Origin of the sequence: uncultured Sphingomonas sp., from assembly GCF_937871615.1 — a bacterium.
Classification (GTDB): Bacteria; Pseudomonadota; Alphaproteobacteria; order Sphingomonadales; family Sphingomonadaceae; genus Sphingomonas.
Window position 1 is genome coordinate 33687 of the sequence record NZ_CALMPA010000070.1, and the last position, 16600, is coordinate 50286.

Annotated in this window: 11 protein-coding genes; 5 read left to right on the forward strand and 6 right to left on the reverse strand. The window is 67.8% G+C overall.

From position 1 onward, the window contains the following. Positions 1-159 precede the first annotated feature (159 nt). Positions 160-2334, reverse strand: a complete 2175-nt coding sequence (locus Q0316_RS18240; protein WP_298675029.1) for a sodium-translocating pyrophosphatase — start codon at positions 2332-2334, stop codon at positions 160-162. Between the two features lie 111 nt (positions 2335-2445). Further along, entirely contained in the window at positions 2446-3333 is an 888-nt protein-coding gene (thiL, locus tag Q0316_RS18245; RefSeq protein ID WP_298675031.1) for a thiamine-phosphate kinase, read from the reverse strand. Positions 3334-3503: 170 nt separating this feature from the next. On the opposite strand from thiL, the gene nadB reads away from it, so the two are divergent. The 4 genes from nadB (at position 3504) to Q0316_RS18265 (ending at position 10871) form a co-directional block, all read left to right on the forward strand. Beyond that, the gene (nadB, locus tag Q0316_RS18250; protein WP_298675034.1) at positions 3504-5096 is read left to right on the forward strand and encodes an L-aspartate oxidase; all 1593 of its coding nucleotides are present in this window, start codon (positions 3504-3506) and stop codon (positions 5094-5096) included. A 252-nt stretch (positions 5097-5348) separates the two neighbouring features. Then, complete coding sequence (locus Q0316_RS18255; RefSeq protein WP_298675038.1) at positions 5349-6473, forward strand: serine hydrolase; 1125 nt, start codon at positions 5349-5351, stop codon at positions 6471-6473. A gap of 92 nt (positions 6474-6565) precedes the next feature. After that, positions 6566-9325, forward strand: coding sequence for a DNA polymerase I (gene polA, locus Q0316_RS18260; RefSeq protein ID WP_298675336.1), 2760 nt, complete (start codon positions 6566-6568; stop codon positions 9323-9325). Positions 9326-9353: 28 nt separating this feature from the next. Then, the gene (locus Q0316_RS18265) at positions 9354-10871 is read left to right on the forward strand and encodes an oligosaccharide flippase family protein (RefSeq protein ID WP_298675041.1); all 1518 of its coding nucleotides are present in this window, start codon (positions 9354-9356) and stop codon (positions 10869-10871) included. Positions 10872-10993: 122 nt separating this feature from the next. Here Q0316_RS18265 and purH read toward each other — a convergent pair whose 3' ends face one another. From purH to Q0316_RS18285, 4 genes are all read right to left on the reverse strand, one after another. After that, positions 10994-12565 carry a bifunctional phosphoribosylaminoimidazolecarboxamide formyltransferase/IMP cyclohydrolase gene (gene purH, locus Q0316_RS18270; RefSeq protein WP_298675043.1) on the reverse strand — a complete coding sequence of 524 codons (1572 nt, stop codon included), beginning with the start codon at positions 12563-12565 and terminating at the stop codon, positions 10994-10996. A 78-nt stretch (positions 12566-12643) separates the two neighbouring features. Next, positions 12644-14377 (reverse strand): heparinase II/III family protein, encoded by a 1734-nt coding sequence (locus Q0316_RS18275; RefSeq protein ID WP_298675046.1) that lies wholly within the window; start codon positions 14375-14377, stop codon positions 12644-12646. Continuing rightward, complete coding sequence (rpe, locus tag Q0316_RS18280) at positions 14374-15036, reverse strand: ribulose-phosphate 3-epimerase (protein ID WP_298675048.1); 663 nt, start codon at positions 15034-15036, stop codon at positions 14374-14376. Before rpe ends, Q0316_RS18275 begins: the two co-directional genes overlap by 4 nt. Before the next feature lie 69 nt (positions 15037-15105). Continuing rightward, on the reverse strand, positions 15106-16407 hold the full coding sequence (locus Q0316_RS18285; protein WP_298675051.1) for a transcription antitermination factor NusB: 1302 nt from the start codon (positions 16405-16407) through the stop codon (positions 15106-15108). Between the two features lie 31 nt (positions 16408-16438). Between Q0316_RS18285 and Q0316_RS18290 the strand changes: the two genes are divergently transcribed. Beyond that, complete coding sequence (locus Q0316_RS18290; RefSeq protein ID WP_298675054.1) at positions 16439-16591, forward strand: DUF1674 domain-containing protein; 153 nt, start codon at positions 16439-16441, stop codon at positions 16589-16591. The last annotated feature ends 9 nt before the right edge of the window (positions 16592-16600 follow it).

Genomic DNA, 16600 nt, shown 5'->3' on the forward strand with positions numbered 1-16600 from the left:
CGCGCCCTTAGCGGAAAGGCGCTGCTATGGGAAGTGTGGCGCCAGCCGCTCCCCCGCCCGGCCTCCCGAACATGATGCTGATGGGAGGCCGGGCGGGGCAGTGGGCTGGTGCCGCATCCGGAGATATCCCGCAAGGGACATCTCCGGACAAAGCCGGATTCAGCCCGCGACGTGACCAGCCAGCGCGGCGAGCAGCAGCAGCGCCACGATATTGGTGATCTTAATCATCGGGTTCACCGCCGGGCCGGCGGTGTCCTTGTACGGATCGCCCACGGTATCGCCGGTGACGGCGGCCTTGTGCGCTTCCGATCCCTTGCCGCCGTAATGCCCGTCTTCGATATATTTCTTGGCATTATCCCATGCGCCGCCGCCGCTCGTCATCGAAAGCGCGACGAACAGCCCGGAGACGATCACGCCGAGCAGCATCGCGCCCAGCGCCGCGAAGCCCGCCGCCTGATTCTCCACGCCGGTGACGACGAAATAGAGCACGATCGGCGACAGCACCGGCAGCAGCGACGGCACGATCATCTCACGGATCGCCGCACGGGTGACGAGATCGACGGTGCGGCCGTAATTGGGCCGGCTTGTCCCTTCCATGATGCCGGGATTGTCGCGGAACTGACCGCGCACTTCCTCCACCACGCTGCCCGCCGCGCGGCCCACCGCCGTCATCCCGAACGCGCCGAACAGATAGGGCAGCAGCGCGCCGAGCAACAGCCCGACGATGACATAGGGGTTGGACAGATCGAAATCGACCTGCGTATCCGGGAAATAGGTTTGCAGATCGGTGGTATAGGCGCCGAACAGCACCAAGGCGGCAAGCCCCGCCGAGCCGATCGCATAACCCTTGGTGACGGCCTTGGTGGTGTTGCCCACCGCATCGAGCGCGTCGGTCTTGCGGCGCACATCATCGGGCAGGCCGGCCATTTCCGCGATGCCGCCGGCATTGTCGGTGACCGGGCCGTAAGCGTCGAGCGCCACGACCATCCCGGCGAGCGCCAGCATCGAGGTGGCGCCAAAGGCGATGCCGATGATCCCGGCGAACTTATAGGCCGCGATAACCGCGATCACGATCACCAGCGTGGGCAGCGCGGTCGCCTCAAGGCTGACGGCGAGGCCCTGGATCACGTTGGTGCCGTGCCCCGTCTCCGATGCCCTGGCGATCGCCTTCACCGGGCGATAATTGGTGCCGGTGTAATATTCGGTGATCCACACGATCAGCGCGGTCACCGTAAGGCCGATCATCATGCACCAGAACAGGTCCATGCCGGTGAAGCCGGCACCCGCCGCCACCGGGGCGACCGGCGCGGTGAGATCGCCGCCCAGCGCGTCGCCCGAGCGATCGAGGAAGGCCGAGGCGCCGATCGGCGCGTTCATGTCGCCCAACGTGTATTTGGTGGCGAACCAGATTGCCGGGATCGACAAGAGCGCCGAGGTGCCGAAGCCCTTGTACAGCGCGCCCATGATCGAGCCGCCGCTGCCGAGCCGCACCATATAGGTGCCGATGATCGAGGTGATGATGCACACGCCGCCTACCATCAGCGGCAGCGTCATCAGCTGCGTCAGTTCAGCCGTGTCGGCATGGATCAGCAGCGCGATCGACACCATCGTCACGCCCAGCGTCACGACATAGGTTTCGAACAGATCGGCGGCCATCCCTGCGCAATCGCCGACATTGTCGCCGACGTTATCGGCGATCACCGCCGGGTTGCGGGGATCGTCTTCCGGGATGCCGGCTTCCACCTTGCCGACGAGATCGGCGCCAACATCCGCCGCCTTGGTGAAGATGCCGCCGCCCAGGCGCGCGAAGATCGAGATCAGCGAGGCGCCAAAGGCGAGCGCGGTGAGCGATTCGACGAGCACGCGATCGTTCGGCGCATGGCCCGCCGGGCCGGTGAGATACCAGAAGAAGGATGCGATCGCGAGCAGCCCCAGCCCCGCGACGAGCAGCCCGGTGACGGCGCCGGAGCGGAACGCGAGCGTGAGCGCGCCCTGCAACGAGCCGCGCGCGGCCTCCGCCGTGCGGACGTTGGCGCGCACCGAGATGTTCATGCCGACGAAGCCCGCCACGCCCGACAGGATCGCACCGATGACGAATCCGGTGGTGGAGGTGAGGCCAAGCGTTGCCGCGAGGATCACCGCGACGATCACGCCGACGATGGCGATGGTGGTATATTGCCGCGCCAGATAGGCTTTCGCGCCTTCCTGAATGGCGGCCGCGATATCCTGCATTCGTTCGTTGCCCGGCGAGGCGCTGAGCACCTGCCTGCTGGTGACGAAGCCATAGACTACGGCCAGAACGCCGCAGAGGATGGCGATAGTGACGGTCGTCATCGCATTCCTTCCCCTATTCTGTTCTCCCGCGCCGAAGGCTTTTGCCCTTGAAAAAGCGCGGTTAGGGCGAAGGCGTATAGAGCGCCCGGCGCGCGCGCAAGCCGCCCCGCGTCAGGCGCGGTGTTCGAAGCCGAGACGCGGGGGAAGCGGCACCGCGCGATCGCCGTCGGTGAGCGCGAGGCCGGCCCCTTCCGCGAACCGCCCGATGCGCGTCGCGGGCGCGGGGATCGGCGCGCCGGGCGCCGCGGCGAACAGCAATTGATAATCGTCGCCCGCAGTCGCGGCGGCGAGGGCGTCGCCCCCGAACACGCGATAATCGGGCGATAGCGGCACTTGCGCGAGGTCGATCGTCACCGCGCAGCCGCTTGCCGCCGCCATCCGCCACGCGTCGATCAGAAGGCCGTCGGACACGTCCATCATCGCATGGACATGGGGCGCGAGCAGCCGCCCTTCGCTGAGGTGCGGGCGCGGGCGGCGATAGGCGGCGAGCAGCGCGGCGGGGCCGTCCGCGCCGCGCGCGATGGCAAGCCCGGCGCCCGCATCGCCGATCGTGCCGGTGACCCACAGATCGTCGCCCGGCCGCGCGCCGCTTCGCGCCGGCGCAATGGCGTCAGCGCCGATCGCGGTGAGCGTCAGCACGCGCGGCGCGCCGGGCGGCAGCGATACCGTGTCGCCGCCGAGCAGCGCGCAATCGAATGCCGCGAGCGCCGCCCCCAGCCCGGCGAGGAACGCGCGATCCCAGCGATCGTCGCCGAGCGGATGGTTGAGCAGCACGGCTTCGGGGCGCGCGCCCTTGGCGGCCAAATCGGAGAGGTTGGTCGCGAGCAGCTTCCACGCGACATCCTCCGCCGGATCGCCGGGGAGGAAATGCACGCCCTCCACCAATGTATCGGTGGTGAGGATGAACCCGCCGAGCCGCGCGGTATCATCGGCCAGCCCGAGCGCGCCGGGGTGGAGCGGCAGGCGGCGCAGCGCGGCGATGAATTCGGCTTCGATCATGCGGGGGCAGGGGTATCGGGTTTGCGCGGCGACGTCACCTGCCTCCCCCGTCGTCATTCCCGCGAAGGCGGGAATCCATAACCCGTGTCGGCGCGAATGGATTCCCGCCTTCGCGGGAATGACGGGGTGGCTCTTGTCGCGCGGCGCAACTTTCGTGCAACAGGGCGCGCATGACCCAGCCTGTTCACGCAACCAGCGACATCCTCATCGTCGGTTCCGGCGCCGCGGGGCTTACCGCCGCGCTCAACCTCGCCGATCGCTTCAGGGTGACGGTGCTGGCGAAGGGCGCGCTCAACGAAGGCTCTACCGCCTGGGCGCAGGGCGGGATCGCGGCGGTGCTGGAGCCGGGCGACACGTTCGAAAGCCATATCGAGGACACGATGATCGCGGGCGCCGGCCTCAACGATCGCGCCACCGTCGAGTTTGTGGTGGAGAATGCTCCCGCCGCGATCCAGCGCTTGCAGGCATTGGGCGTCCCCTTCGCGACCGAGGGCGATGCGCTGCACCTGACGCGCGAGGGCGGCCATTCGCACCGCCGCATCGTCCATGTCGACGACGCGACCGGCTGGGCGGTGCAGGAAGCGTTGCAGCGCGCGGCGGAAAAGCATCCCAATATCACGCTCGTTCCCGATCAGGTGGCGATTGATCTCGCCACCAGCCGGCATGAGGAGCGTTATTCCGGCGCGGGCAATGTGTGGGGCGTCTATGCCGCCGATCGCGGCACGGGCCGCGTCAACCTCTATACCGCGCGCGCGACGATCCTCGCCACCGGCGGCGCGGGGCGCACCTATCTGTTCTCCACCGCGCCGCGCGGCGCGACCGGCGACGGGATCGCGATGGCGTGGCGCGCGGGGTGCCGCATATCGAACATGGAATTCATGCAATTCCACCCGACCTGCCTCTACAATCTGGAGGTCAAGAACTTCCTCATCACCGAGGCAGTGCGCGGCGAGGGCGGGCAACTGCGGATTCCCGAGACGGGTTATCGCTTCATGCCCGATTTCGATTCCCGCGCGGAGCTTGCCCCGCGCGACGTGGTGGCGCGCGCGATCGACCATGAGATCAAGCGGCTGGGGCTCGATTACGTCCATCTCGATATCAGCCACCAGCCCGCTGATTTCGTGCGCGGGCATTTCCCCAATATCTACGAAAAGCTGCTTGGCCTCGGCATCGACATGACGACGCAGCCGATCCCGGTGGTGCCCGCGCAGCATTACACCTGCGGCGGGATCGTGATCGACCGTGACGGGCGCACCGATCTGCCCGGCCTTTACGCGGCGGGCGAGTGCACCCAATCCGGCCTGCACGGCGCGAACCGGCTCGCGTCCAATTCACTGCTCGAATGCTTCGTGTTCGGCGAAGCGGCGGCGAAGCATATCGCGGCCAATTGGGATGGCTTCGCGCCTGTGCCCGCGATCCGCCCATGGGATGAAAGCCGCGTCACCGATTCCGACGAGGAAGTCGTCATCAAGCAGAACTGGACCGAGATCCGCCGCTTCATGTGGAATTACGTCGGCATCGTGCGCAGCACCAAGCGGCTGGAGCGCGCCGCGCACCGCATCAAGCTGCTGACCGACGAGGTGGGCGATTATTACGGGCATTTCCGCGTCACGCCCGATCTGATCGAGCTGCGCAACCTGCTCCAGACCGCCGATCTGATCGTGCGTTCCGCGTTGCAGCGGCGCGAAAGCCGCGGGCTGCATTATACGATCGACTGGCCCGAAACCTTGCCCGCGGCGCGCGACACGATTCTCGTGCCATGATGGCGCCCGCGGCACGGGGCGGTTGATCCGGTTTACTCGCCCCGCCGCCCGTCAGGGATGGACCGAAGGGAAAGGTGCGTGGGCCAGCGCCGGGATTTCAGCGGGAATGCGGGAATCCGTCGCGCATCAGGCGCGGTTCATCGCGATTGTGGCAAGCCCATGTTTTCTTTCGATGCCGGGATCGGGTTTAACCTGATCTTCGGGTCGGGTGGGCATATTTTCGGCATGACGGGTTCGTCGGTACGGTGGTTGATGGCAGGGCTGGGGACGCTGGCGCTGGCGCTGGCCGCCTGCGGCTCGGGCACGCGGCCCGGCGCGAGCGGCGTCGCGATGGCGCCATCCTATGTCGCCGCCCCCGCCTATGTCGTGTCGCTCCCCGTGCCGCGCGTGATGACGCCGCGCCGCAACGATCCGCCGCGCGCGCTGGTCGAGCGCGTCGATGCGCTGGTGCGGGGCTTCCCCGGCATTGCCGGCGTCGCGATCCGCGCGGTGGATGAAGGATGGACGGTGGAGGCGGGTGGCCGCCGCCGGATGCCGCAGCAGAGCGTGAGCAAATTGTGGGTCGCGATGACCGTGCTCGATCAGCGCGATTCCGGGCGGTTGAAGCTCGATGATCCGGTGACGCTCTACCCGGCTGATCTCACGCTGTTCCATCAGCCGATCGCCTCGCTGGTGAAGCCGTCTGGCTATCAGACCACGGTTGGCGCCTTGCTGGCCCGCGCGCTGACGCAGAGCGACAATACCGCCAACGATCGCCTGCTGTCGCTGGTCGGCGGCCCGAGCGCGGTGCGCGCCTTCGTCGAGCGCAAGCAGCTTGGCGATATCCGTTTCGGCCCTGGCGAGCGGCTGCTCCAGTCGAAAACGGCGGGGCTGACCTGGCAGCAGAGTTATTCGCTCGGCAACAGTTTCGAAATCGCCCGTTCGCGGCTTTCGCCCGATGTGCGCGCGGCGGCGCTTGAAGCCTATATCGCCGATCCGCCCGATGGCGCGGCGCCGCTCGCCATCGCCGATGCGCTGGCCCGGCTGGCGCGCGGCGAACTGCTGTCCGAAACATCGACGCGCTATCTGCTGAGCACGATGGGGGCATCCGTCACCGGGCGGGCGCGGCTTCGCGCGGCGCTGCCGCCGGGCTGGTCGATCCAGCACAAGACGGGGACGGGGCAGGAGCTTGGCCGCCGCAACGCCGGCTTCAACGATGTCGGCCTGCTCACCGCGCCCGATGGCCGGCGCTACGCGATCGCGGTGATGATCGGTGACACGACGCGCCCGATGCACGAACGGCAATTGCTGATCCAGGCGGCGGCGAGCGCGCTGACCGGCTATCGCACCGATAATCGCGCGCTCGCCTCGACCGACGACGACGCGCCGGGAAGCTGAGGGTTAGCCAGCCCGAACTTTTTGTCGCCGCCCAACCCGCCGATGTGACATGCGGGATTGGTCCGCCGCGCGATCCGGGCTATCCCGCGCCGATGCCGCACCTCTATCTCGTCGATGGCTCGGGCTATATCTTCCGCGCTTATCACGTCCTGCCAAAGCTCACCAACCGGCATGGCGAACCTGCCGGCGCGGTCTATGGCTATACGACGATGCTGTGGAAGCTCGCCAACGAGCTGCATCAGGCCGATGGCCCGACCCATCTGGCGGTGATCCTCGACAAATCGGGGCACACTTTCCGCAACGAGATGTACGATAAATACAAGGCGCAGCGCCCGCCCGCGCCGGAAGACCTTGTGCCGCAATTCCCGATGATCCGCGATGCGACGCGCGCCTTCTCGCTGCCGTGCATCGAGGAGCAGGGGTGGGAGGCGGACGATCTGATCGCCTCTTATGCCAAGGCCGCGCTGGCGCAGGGCTGGCAGGTGACGGTAATCAGCTCCGACAAGGATCTGATGCAATTGCTGACCGAACCGGGCATCGACATGCTCGATACGATGAAGGATCGCCGGATCGGGCCGGAGGCGGTGATCGAGAAATTCGGCGTCGGCCCGGACAAGCTCGGCGAGGTGCTGGCGCTGATGGGCGACAGCGTGGATAACGTGCCGGGGGTTCCCGGTGTCGGCCCCAAGACCGCCGCCAAGCTCATCAACGAATATGGCGATGTCGAAGCCGTGCTCGCTGCCGCGCCGGGGATGAAGCCGGGCAAGCTGCGCGACAATCTGATCGAACATGCCGATATGGCGCGGCTGAGCCGCCAATTGGTCGAGCTGGCGAGCGATGTGCCGCTGCCCGAGCCGCTCGACGATCTGGCGCTGAACGGCATCCCCGAAGCGCCGCTGCGCGCGTTTCTCGAACATCACGGGTTCAAGACGCTGCTCGGCAAGCTCGGCCAGAAGGCCGATGCGCCCGCGCCCGCGACGCCTGCCGCGATCCCGCTCGAAGCCGAGCCGCCATGCGATCACGACGCCTATGAAACGGTGACGGACGAAGCGGTTCTCGATCGCTGGATCGCCGAGGCGCGGCATCAGGGCTATGTCGCGATCGACACCGAGACGACCGCGAAAGACCCGATGCTCGCCGAACTGGTCGGCATCAGCATGGCGCTAGCCCCCAATCGCGCCTGTTATATCCCGCTCGCGCATGGCGGCAGCGACATGTTCGCCGAAAAGCCGGTGCAGATCGCGCGCGCGGCGGCACTGGCGAAGCTGGGGCCGTTGTTCGAGGATGCCGGCGTGCTCAAGATCGGGCACAATCTGAAATATGATCTGACCGTGCTGGCGCGGCTGGGCATTTATGTTGCGCCTTATGACGATTCGATCGTGATGAGCTTCGATCTCGATGCCGGGCTGCACGGGCACGGCATGGACGAACTGGCGGTGACGCATCTGTCGCACACCTGCATCGCGTACAAGGATGTGGTCGGCACGGGGAAAAAGCAGCTCGGCTTCAACGAGATCGACCTCAAGACCGCCACGCGCTACGCGGCGGAGGATGCCGATGTGACGTTAAGGCTGTGGCGGCGATTCCGCGCCCGGCTGCCCATGGAAGGCGCGACGCGCATCTATGAGATGGTCGATCGCCCGCTCATTCCGGTGATCGCGCGGATGGAGCGGCATGGCATCAAGGTCGATCGCGAGCGGCTGGCGCAATTGAGCCGTGGCTTCGATACCGGGATCGCGGAGCTTGAAACGACGATCCATGGCCTCGCCGGCGGGAGCTTTACGATCGGCAGCCCCAAGCAGCTTGGCGATGTGCTGTTCGAGCGGATGGGGATCAAGGGCGGGCGCAAGGGCAAGTCCGGCGTTTATTCCACCGATGTGAACGAGATGGAGCGGATCGCCGCCGACAAGGAATCGCCCGGCGCCGAGATCGCGGCGCGCGTGCTCGACTGGCGGCAGCTCACCAAGCTCAAGAACACCTATACCGATACGTTGCAGGAGCAGATTCACGCCGGGACGGGCCGTGTCCACACCAGCTACAGCCTGACCGGCGCGCAGACCGGGCGGCTCTCGTCCACCGATCCCAACCTTCAGAATATCCCGATCCGCACCGAAACGGGGCGCCAGATCCGCGACGCCTTTGTCGCCGAACCGGGCAATGTCATCCTCGCGGCGGACTATTCGCAGATCGAATTGCGCCTCGCCGCGCACATGGCCGATGTGCCCGCGCTCAAGGCGGCGTTCGCGCGCGGTGACGACATTCACGCGATGACCGCGCAGGAATTGTTCGGCGAGCTGAACCGCGACACCCGCGCGCGCGCCAAGACGATCAACTTCGCGATCCTCTATGGCATCAGCCGCTGGGGCCTTGCCGGGCGGCTCGATGTGACGCCGGATGAAGCGCAGGCGATGATTGATCGCTATTTCGAGCGCTTTCCCGGCATCAACCGTTATATCGCCGAAACGCTGACCCATGTGCGCGAACGCGGCTTCACCGAAACGCTGTTTGGCCGCAAGACGCATTTCCCGCGCATCAAATCCAAGGTGCAGCACGAACGACAGGGCGCCGAGCGCGCGGCGATCAACGCGCCGATTCAAGGAACGTCGGCGGACATCATCAAGCGCGCGATGGCGCGGATGGAGCCGGCGCTGGCGGCGGCGGGGCTGACCGGCACGCGGATGCTGCTTCAGGTGCATGACGAACTGGTGTTCGAGCTTCCCGCGGGCGAGGTGGATGCCGCGCGCCCGGTGATCGAGCGCGTGATGGCGACCGCCGCCGAGCCGGTGGTGACGCTCGACGTGCCGCTCGCGGTGGAGATCGGTGTCGGTGAAAGCTGGGGGACTGCGCATTGACCGATCGCAGGCGCCGGGAGCGCCGGCAATGAGTGAATCGTCGGAAGACCTCGCCACGCTTGCCAAGGGCGGGCGAACCAATGTCGCGGGCTTCATCCTGCGGCTGCTGGCGCGCATTCCCTTCCTGTTCATCGCCGGGCGGCTCTATGGCCCCGATCTCGTCGGGCGTTTCGCCATTGCCGTCGTGGTGGTGGAACTGGCGGCGCTGGTTTCTACGCTGGGGCTGAAACGCGGGCTGGCGCAGGCGCTGGCGACGACCGATCGCCCGCATGTCCATGTCGTATGGGATGCGATGGTGCTTGGCGGCATCCTCAGCCTCGCGGCGAGCGCGGTGCTGTGGGTGTTTCCCGAGGTGATGTATCCCAACAGCTTCGTCACCGGGCTCGATCGCTATCTGCCGCTTATCATCCTGGCGATCGCTTGGTCGGATATCAGCCTTGCCGCGCTCGCCTATCGGCTGAACGTGCGCGCGACCGTGACGGCGCGCGCGGTGGTGGAGCCGTGGACGATCTCGATCGCGGCATGGGTTTTCTCGTTCTTCACGACGCGCGACGGGCTGGTGCTCGCCTATGTCTCGTCGATGATCGCGGCGCTGACCGCGAGCCTCGTTCCGTTCATCCGCAGCTACGGGCTGCCGCGCGGCTGGTCCCCGCATCTCAGCGAATTGTTCGCGCTGGCGCGGCGCAACGTGCCGCTCGCCGGCGCCGACGCGCTGGAATGGGGGACGCGCAACGTCGATCGTTTCATCCTCGGCGTGATGTTCGAGCCGAAGATCGTCGGCATCTATTATATGGCGCAGCAGGTCGCCTCGCTGCCGCAGAAGCTGAAAACCTCGTTCGATCCGATCCTCGGGCCGGTAATCACCCGCAATCTCGCGAGCGGCAATCGCGCGGCGATCGCGGCGCAGGTGCGGCAGGTGGCGTTCTGGATCATCGCCGCGCAGGTGGGCCTTGCGCTGATGGGGTCGATCCCCGGCGAGGCGGTGATGGGGATCGTGGGGCCGCAATTCGTCGCGGGGACGGCGGCGCTCGCCTTCCTGCTCACCGCGGAGGTGCTCGCGTCGACCGGGGCGGTATGCGAATCCGCGCTCGTCTATCTGGCGCGGCATCGCAATCTGATGATTTCCGCCGCGATGCTGACTTTTCAGGTGGTGTTGAGCTTCGCGCTGATCCTCGCGATGCGCGCGCTTGGCTGGCCGATCGCGTTTCAGGCGGCGGGGCCGGCGGTGGCGCTGATGCTGAGCGTCGCGCTGACCTCTGTGGTGAAAGCGCGGGTGCTTGGTCGGTTGCTGCACGCGCCGGTATCGCCATTGCGCTGGGCGTTATTGTGGGCGGCGCTGGCGGCGGTCGTCGTTGGGGGATGCTTCGCGATGCTGCCGCACAGCCTCGAATGGGCCGAGGTGATCCTCGGCATCCCGGCGATCGCGGCGGTCTATCTGTTCGTGCTGTGGCGCTGGGCATTCGGCCCGGCTGACCGCGCGCTGTTCGGCAAGATGCCGCGCGCCGATGAGGCGACACTGCCCAATGTCGGCGCGATCACGCGGTAAGCACGCCCGGTTTCCCGTTCGCCCTGAGCTTGTCGAAGGGTTGCCCTTCTTCCCTGGAAGAAAGTGCAGGGCTTCGACAAGCTCAGCCCGAACGGGGATGGGAATCCTCTCCCGATATGAAATCAATGCCGGAAGTGGCGCATCCCGGTGAAGATCATCGCCAGCCCCGCCTCGTCGGCGGCGGCGATCACTTCGGCGTCGCGGATCGAGCCGCCCGGCTGGATCACCGCCGTCGCCCCGGCCTCGACCGCGGCGAGCAAGCCGTCGGCGAACGGGAAGAACGCATCCGACGCCACCGCCGAACCGATTGTGCGCGGCGTGGCCCAGCCCGCCTTGTCCGCCGCGTCCTTCGCCTTCCACGCGGCGATCCGCGCGCTTTCGAGCCGGTTCATCTGCCCCGCGCCGACGCCCGCCGTGCCGCCGTCCTTGGCATAGACGATCGCGTTCGACTTGACGTGCTTGGCGACCGTCCAGGCGAAGCGGCAATCGGCCAGTTCCTGCGCGGTCGGCTGACGCTTCGTCACCACCTTGAGCATGTCGTCGGTGAGGCGGCCGTTATCGCGGGACTGGACGAGCCAGCCGCCGGTGATCGCCTTCGCCGCCATGCCGGTGCGTGCCGGATCGGGAAGCTGGCCGGTGAGCAGCAGCCGCAGGTTCTTCTTCGCCGCGAACAAGGCGATCGCCTCCTCATCGGCATCGGGGGCGACCACCACTTCGGTGAAGATGCCGGTGATCGCCTTCGCCGTCACCGCATCGAGCGTGCGGTTCAAGGCGATTATCCCGCCGAACGCGGACACGGTGTCGCACGCGAATGCCGCCTCATAAGCCTCGGCCAGCGTCGCCGCGCTCGCCACGCCGCATGGATTGGCGTGCTTGACGATCACGCAGGTCGGCGCGGCATCGCGGAATTCGCTCACCAGCTCCAGCGCGGCATCGGCATCGTTCAAATTGTTGTAGCTCAGTTCCTTGCCCTGCACCTGTCGCGCCTGGCCGATGCCGGGGGTGGAGGGGCCGGCGTGGCTGTAGAACGCGGCCTGCTGATGCGGATTCTCGCCGTAACGCAGCACCGTCGGCGATTCGAGCACGAAGGGCAGGGTCGCGGGGAATTGCTGCTGCTGATCGGCGAAGCCGAACCAGCTTGCGATCATGGCGTCATAGGTCGCGGTCGCGGCGAAGGCCTTGGCCGCCAGCCGCTTGCGTTCGGCGAGATCGGTCTCGCCCTTCGCCACGATGGCATAATCCGCCGGATCGGTGACGATCGCGACATAGGCGTGGTTCTTCGCGGCGGAGCGCACCATCGAGGGGCCGCCGATATCAATATTTTCGATGATCTCGTCGCGATCCGCGCCGCGCGCCACCGTCTGGGCGAAGGGATAGAGGTTCACCACCACCAGGTCGATCGCGCCGATCGCGTGTTCGGCCATCGCGGCGGCGTGTGCCGGATCGTCCCGCACCGCGAGCAGCCCGCCATGCACCATCGGGTGCAGCGTCTTGACCCGGCCATCCATCATTTCCGGAAAGCCGGTGAGATCGGACACATCGCGCACCGCAAGCCCCGCGTCGCGCAACGCTTTGGCGGTGCCGCCGGTCGATACCAGCTCCACGCCGCGCCCGGCGAGCGTGCGCGCCAGATCGACCACCCCCGTCTTGTCGGAAACGGAAAGGAGCGCGCGCTTGATCGGGATCGTGGTCATGTCGGCCTTGCGAAGCTGGGGAAGGTTCGCCGCGCCTCTTAGAACCGCTTTCCGGGGGGCGCTACCCCGCGGCCTACCTCAACGCGCGCGTTTCAGCGCCCAGCTCACGCTCGCGCCGCCCGCTTCGGCCATGCCGGTGACGACGAGCTGCTGCGCCGCGACCGGGCGACCGTCCGCGTCGATCCACAGGCTATCCTCGATCGAAAGCGAATCGCCGCGCACGCGAAATTGCCACAGCGCGCCGCCGGGCACGCGCAGCACGGCGGCAAGGCCGTCGGCGGTGGGCGATGCCTCCACCCCGCGCCCGAGATGGAAGCGGATCGCGAATGGCGTTGGGCCGGAACGCCGCCGCCGCCCCTTGGGCAGGAGCGAATCCTCGCCACGCAGTTCGCGCCCGTCGCCGGTGAGGACGAGCTGGCGGCGGTGGGCGAAACCGAAACGGCGGACATAGCCGTCGTGGCTGGCCTCGATCCGGTTGGCGCCATCGGATTCCTGGCGCGACAGCTCCACCTCCGCCACGCCCTTGCCGAGCGTGCCATCGGCGAGGATCGCGGTGGAATTGGAATCCGCCAGCGTCAGCGTGGAATGGGCGGCGGTGGTGCGCAACGCCTCGACCAGCTCGCGCGGGAGGCGAGAGGAGGCAGCGCGCGCGCCACCGCAATTGACGATCAGCCGCGTCGCGCCATCGGAAAATTCGAACGCCAGCGTCGAGGCGCTGCCACCCTCGACCACCCGCGCGACCGGGGGAGGTGCTGCATCCATGATGAGCACGGCATTGCCCCCGGTGAGCCGCTGATAGCCCCATTCGCGGGCCTGTTTGAGCGGGCGCGCGCGCACCCCGGTCGCCTCGATGATCTGCGCGACGCGCTCGGCGGAGACGGGGCCGCCGCCCTGCCAGCTCGCCAGCCCGCGATCGGCGTGGCAGGTGCCGAGCAGCGCCGGGATCAGCCGCGCCAGCGCCGCTTCCGCCGGCTCGGGCAGCTCCAGCCGGCGCGCGGCATAGCATTCGCGCAGGCTCGCCAGCAGCATCGCGATATCGAGCAACGCGTCGGGCGCGCGGCTCACCGCGCCGCCATCCTCGAACAAGGCGGTGGAAAGCGCGCGCGCCAGCCCCGCTTCACCGAACACGCGGCGCGGATCGCCGCCGGGAATGAGCAGCCCCGCTGCGACGAGGCCGCACCAGGCGGCGATACGCTTCGGCCCAGGCGGCGTCTTGTCCGCGCCGCGATCGAGATGCCGCGCGCCACGCGCCAGCGTGTTCAGCACTTTCGAGCGATAGACGAGATCGGTCGAGGAGAGGATCAGCGGGGCGTGCGCGGTCCAGAACAGCATCCGCCGGCCCCAGATATCCGGGCGCCATGCGATGCCGGAAACCTTGTCGGCATGGGCGAGCAACCAGCGCGCCATGAGCCCCTCGGCGATCGGCGCGCCCTGCGCACGGGTCGCGACCGAGGAGAGATCGCGTAGCCAGGCGAAGGACTGGAGATATTCGGCGAAGCCCGGCGCGACATCGAGCGCGCGGAAATCGAGACCGGCGATTTCCCGCACGTCGCCACGCCATTCGGCGCGCCCGTCAAGCAGCGCCTGCCCGCGCTTCGCATCGCCGAACAACGGATCTTCGGGCACGGCGATCAGCTTCAGCGGATAGCGCCCCTTGAGGCGGAAGCTGTGGATCGGGGTACGCCAGGTGAGCCGATCGAGGGTTTGCGAGAGGCGTTCGGTGAGCGACAGGCCGCGATCGCCGCCCGATCTTACCAGCCGCTTGCCCTGCTCGATCCCGTCGGCGCCGGGATCGCCGCCCGGCGCGTTCATTCGCCCCGCAGCGCCCGGATATTGGCGGCATAGGCATCCGGCCCGCCGCGGAAGGTGGCGGTGCCGGCGACCAAGGCGTCGGCGCCGGCATCCACCGCCAGCCGCGCGGTACGCTGGTCGATCCCGCCATCGACCTCCAAATCAATATCGCGCCCGGACGCGTCGATCATCGCGCGGATCGCGGCGATCTTGCGCAACTGGCTGTCGATGAAGGACTGCCCGCCGAAGCCGGGATTGACGCTCATCACCAGCACCAGATCGACCATGTCGAGCAGATAATCGAGGGTTTCCACCGGGGTCGCGGGGTTGAGCACCACGCCGGCGCGCTTGCCGAGGCCCTTGATGTGCTGGAGCGAGCGATGGATATGCGGGCCGGCTTCCGGGTGAACGGTGATCGTGTCCGCGCCAGCCGCCGCGAAGGCATCGAGATAGGCGTCGACCGGCGAGATCATCAGATGAACGTCGAACGGCTTGGCGGTGTGGGCGCGCAATGCCTTCACCACCGCCGGGCCGATCGAGATGTTGGGCACGAAATGCCCGTCCATCACATCGACATGAATCCAGTCCGCCCCCGCCGCGTCGATCGCGCGCACCTCCTCGCCGAGCTTCGCGAAATCGGCGGACAATATGGATGGCGCGATACGGACTGGCTTGGTCATGGTGCTCCGCTGCTGCAACTGAGGCCCGCCGGGCTGGTGGGCGCGAAGATGCCTTAACGCGCGATTCGCTCAGGCGGAAGCGCGTCGCAGCCGTGCGATGAAAAAGCCGTCGCAGCCACCCTTCACCTCAACCGTTCCGGGCAAGGTGCGGACATGGCCGTCGGCGTGCGCGGTGATGCCTTCCGGCAATTCGCCCGCGATCGGCGGCGCGATCGCATAATCGCCGCGCGTGCCGAGAAACCGCGCCAGTTGCGCCTCGCCCTCCGCCGGTTCGAGCGAGCAGGTGGCATAGACGAGCGCGCCGCCCGGCTTCACCCAATCCGCCGCGCGGGAAAGGATGCGCTGTTGCAGATCGGCCATCTCGGCGATCACGCCGGGATGCGCGCGATGCAGCACGTCCGGGTGGCGGCGGAAAATGCCGGTGGCGCTGCACGGCGCATCGACCAGCACGGCGTCCGCGGGCGCGCTCGGGGACCATTGCAGGACGTTCGCCACCACCGTTTCCGCCGCAAGCCCGATGCGCGCGAGATTTTCGTCAAGTCGCGCGGCGCGACTTTTCGAGGCGTCCACCGCCGTCACCCGCCAACCGGCCGCGGCGAGCTGGAGCGTCTTGCCGCCCGGCGCCGCGCACAGATCGAGCGCGTGGCCATTGCCCGCGCCGATCAGCCGCGCGGGGATCGAGGCGGCGAGATCCTGCACCCACCATGCGCCTTCGCCATAGCCGGGGAGTTCGGGCACAGGTGCTGCATCGGCAAGGCGCAGATGGCCGGGGGCGAGGCTCTCCCCCTCAAGCCCGGCCCATGACGGATCGCGCAGCGAGAGATCGAGCGCGGGCGGGGCGGCGATCGCGCGCGCGGCGGCGGCCACCACCGCATCGCCCCACGCATCGCGCCAGCGCGTGGCGACTTCCTCGGGCAGCGTCGGCGTCTCGGGCAGCGTCGCGTTGCGGCGGGAGAGCGTGCCGAACACGCCATGGACCAGCCGGCGCGGGCCGCCATCGACGAGTGGCAGAACCGTGGCGATCGCGGCGTGCGGTGGGGTGCCCAGCCCCAATGTCTGGGCGAGCGCGATGCGCAGCGCCATCCGCGCCTTGGCATCATCGGGCAGGCGCTGGCTGGTCGCCGAATCGATCAGCGCATCGAGATCGGGCAGGCGGCGCAGCGTTTCCGCCGCGATCGCATGGGCAAGCCCGCGATCGGGCGGCGAGATCAGATCGCGCGTTGCCGCCGGCAACGCCTGCTCCAGCGCCTCGCCGCGCCGCAATACCGCATCGAGCAGGCGCAGCGCGGCGCGCCTCGTTTTCGTGCCGAGCGGCTCGACGGGGCGGGCGCGCGAATTGCGGGGCTTGGCGTGGGTCGTCATCGCGCCCATGTGGCGGTTAACCAGCAAGATCGGAAGAGCAATGTCGAAACGCCCCCCGCACGTGAAAGCGCCGGCCTATCTTTCGCCGAACCCGCCGGTGCCGAAACCGGCGCCCGCGAAGCCGGGGCCTGCCGATCGCGATCCGACCCGCTATGGGGATTGGGAGCTGAAGGGGATCGCGGTCGATTTCTAGGGCAATCCT

Excerpts from the sequence above, each read along its gene's own strand:
- Q0316_RS18240 (WP_298675029.1), bottom strand. The coding sequence starts at position 2,334 with ATGACGACCGTCACTATCGCCATCCTCTGCGGCGTTCTGGCCGTAGTC.
- thiL (WP_298675031.1), bottom strand. The coding sequence starts at position 3,333 with ATGATCGAAGCCGAATTCATCGCCGCGCTGCGCCGCCTGCCGCTCCAC.
- nadB (WP_298675034.1), top strand. The coding sequence starts at position 3,504 with ATGACCCAGCCTGTTCACGCAACCAGCGACATCCTCATCGTCGGTTCC.
- Q0316_RS18255 (WP_298675038.1), top strand. The coding sequence starts at position 5,349 with ATGGCAGGGCTGGGGACGCTGGCGCTGGCGCTGGCCGCCTGCGGCTCG.
- polA (WP_298675336.1), top strand. The coding sequence starts at position 6,566 with ATGCCGCACCTCTATCTCGTCGATGGCTCGGGCTATATCTTCCGCGCT.
- Q0316_RS18265 (WP_298675041.1), top strand. The coding sequence starts at position 9,354 with ATGAGTGAATCGTCGGAAGACCTCGCCACGCTTGCCAAGGGCGGGCGA.
- purH (WP_298675043.1), bottom strand. The coding sequence starts at position 12,565 with ATGACCACGATCCCGATCAAGCGCGCGCTCCTTTCCGTTTCCGACAAG.
- Q0316_RS18275 (WP_298675046.1), bottom strand. The coding sequence starts at position 14,377 with ATGAACGCGCCGGGCGGCGATCCCGGCGCCGACGGGATCGAGCAGGGC.
- rpe (WP_298675048.1), bottom strand. The coding sequence starts at position 15,036 with ATGACCAAGCCAGTCCGTATCGCGCCATCCATATTGTCCGCCGATTTC.
- Q0316_RS18285 (WP_298675051.1), bottom strand. The coding sequence starts at position 16,407 with ATGGGCGCGATGACGACCCACGCCAAGCCCCGCAATTCGCGCGCCCGC.
- Q0316_RS18290 (WP_298675054.1), top strand. The coding sequence starts at position 16,439 with ATGTCGAAACGCCCCCCGCACGTGAAAGCGCCGGCCTATCTTTCGCCG.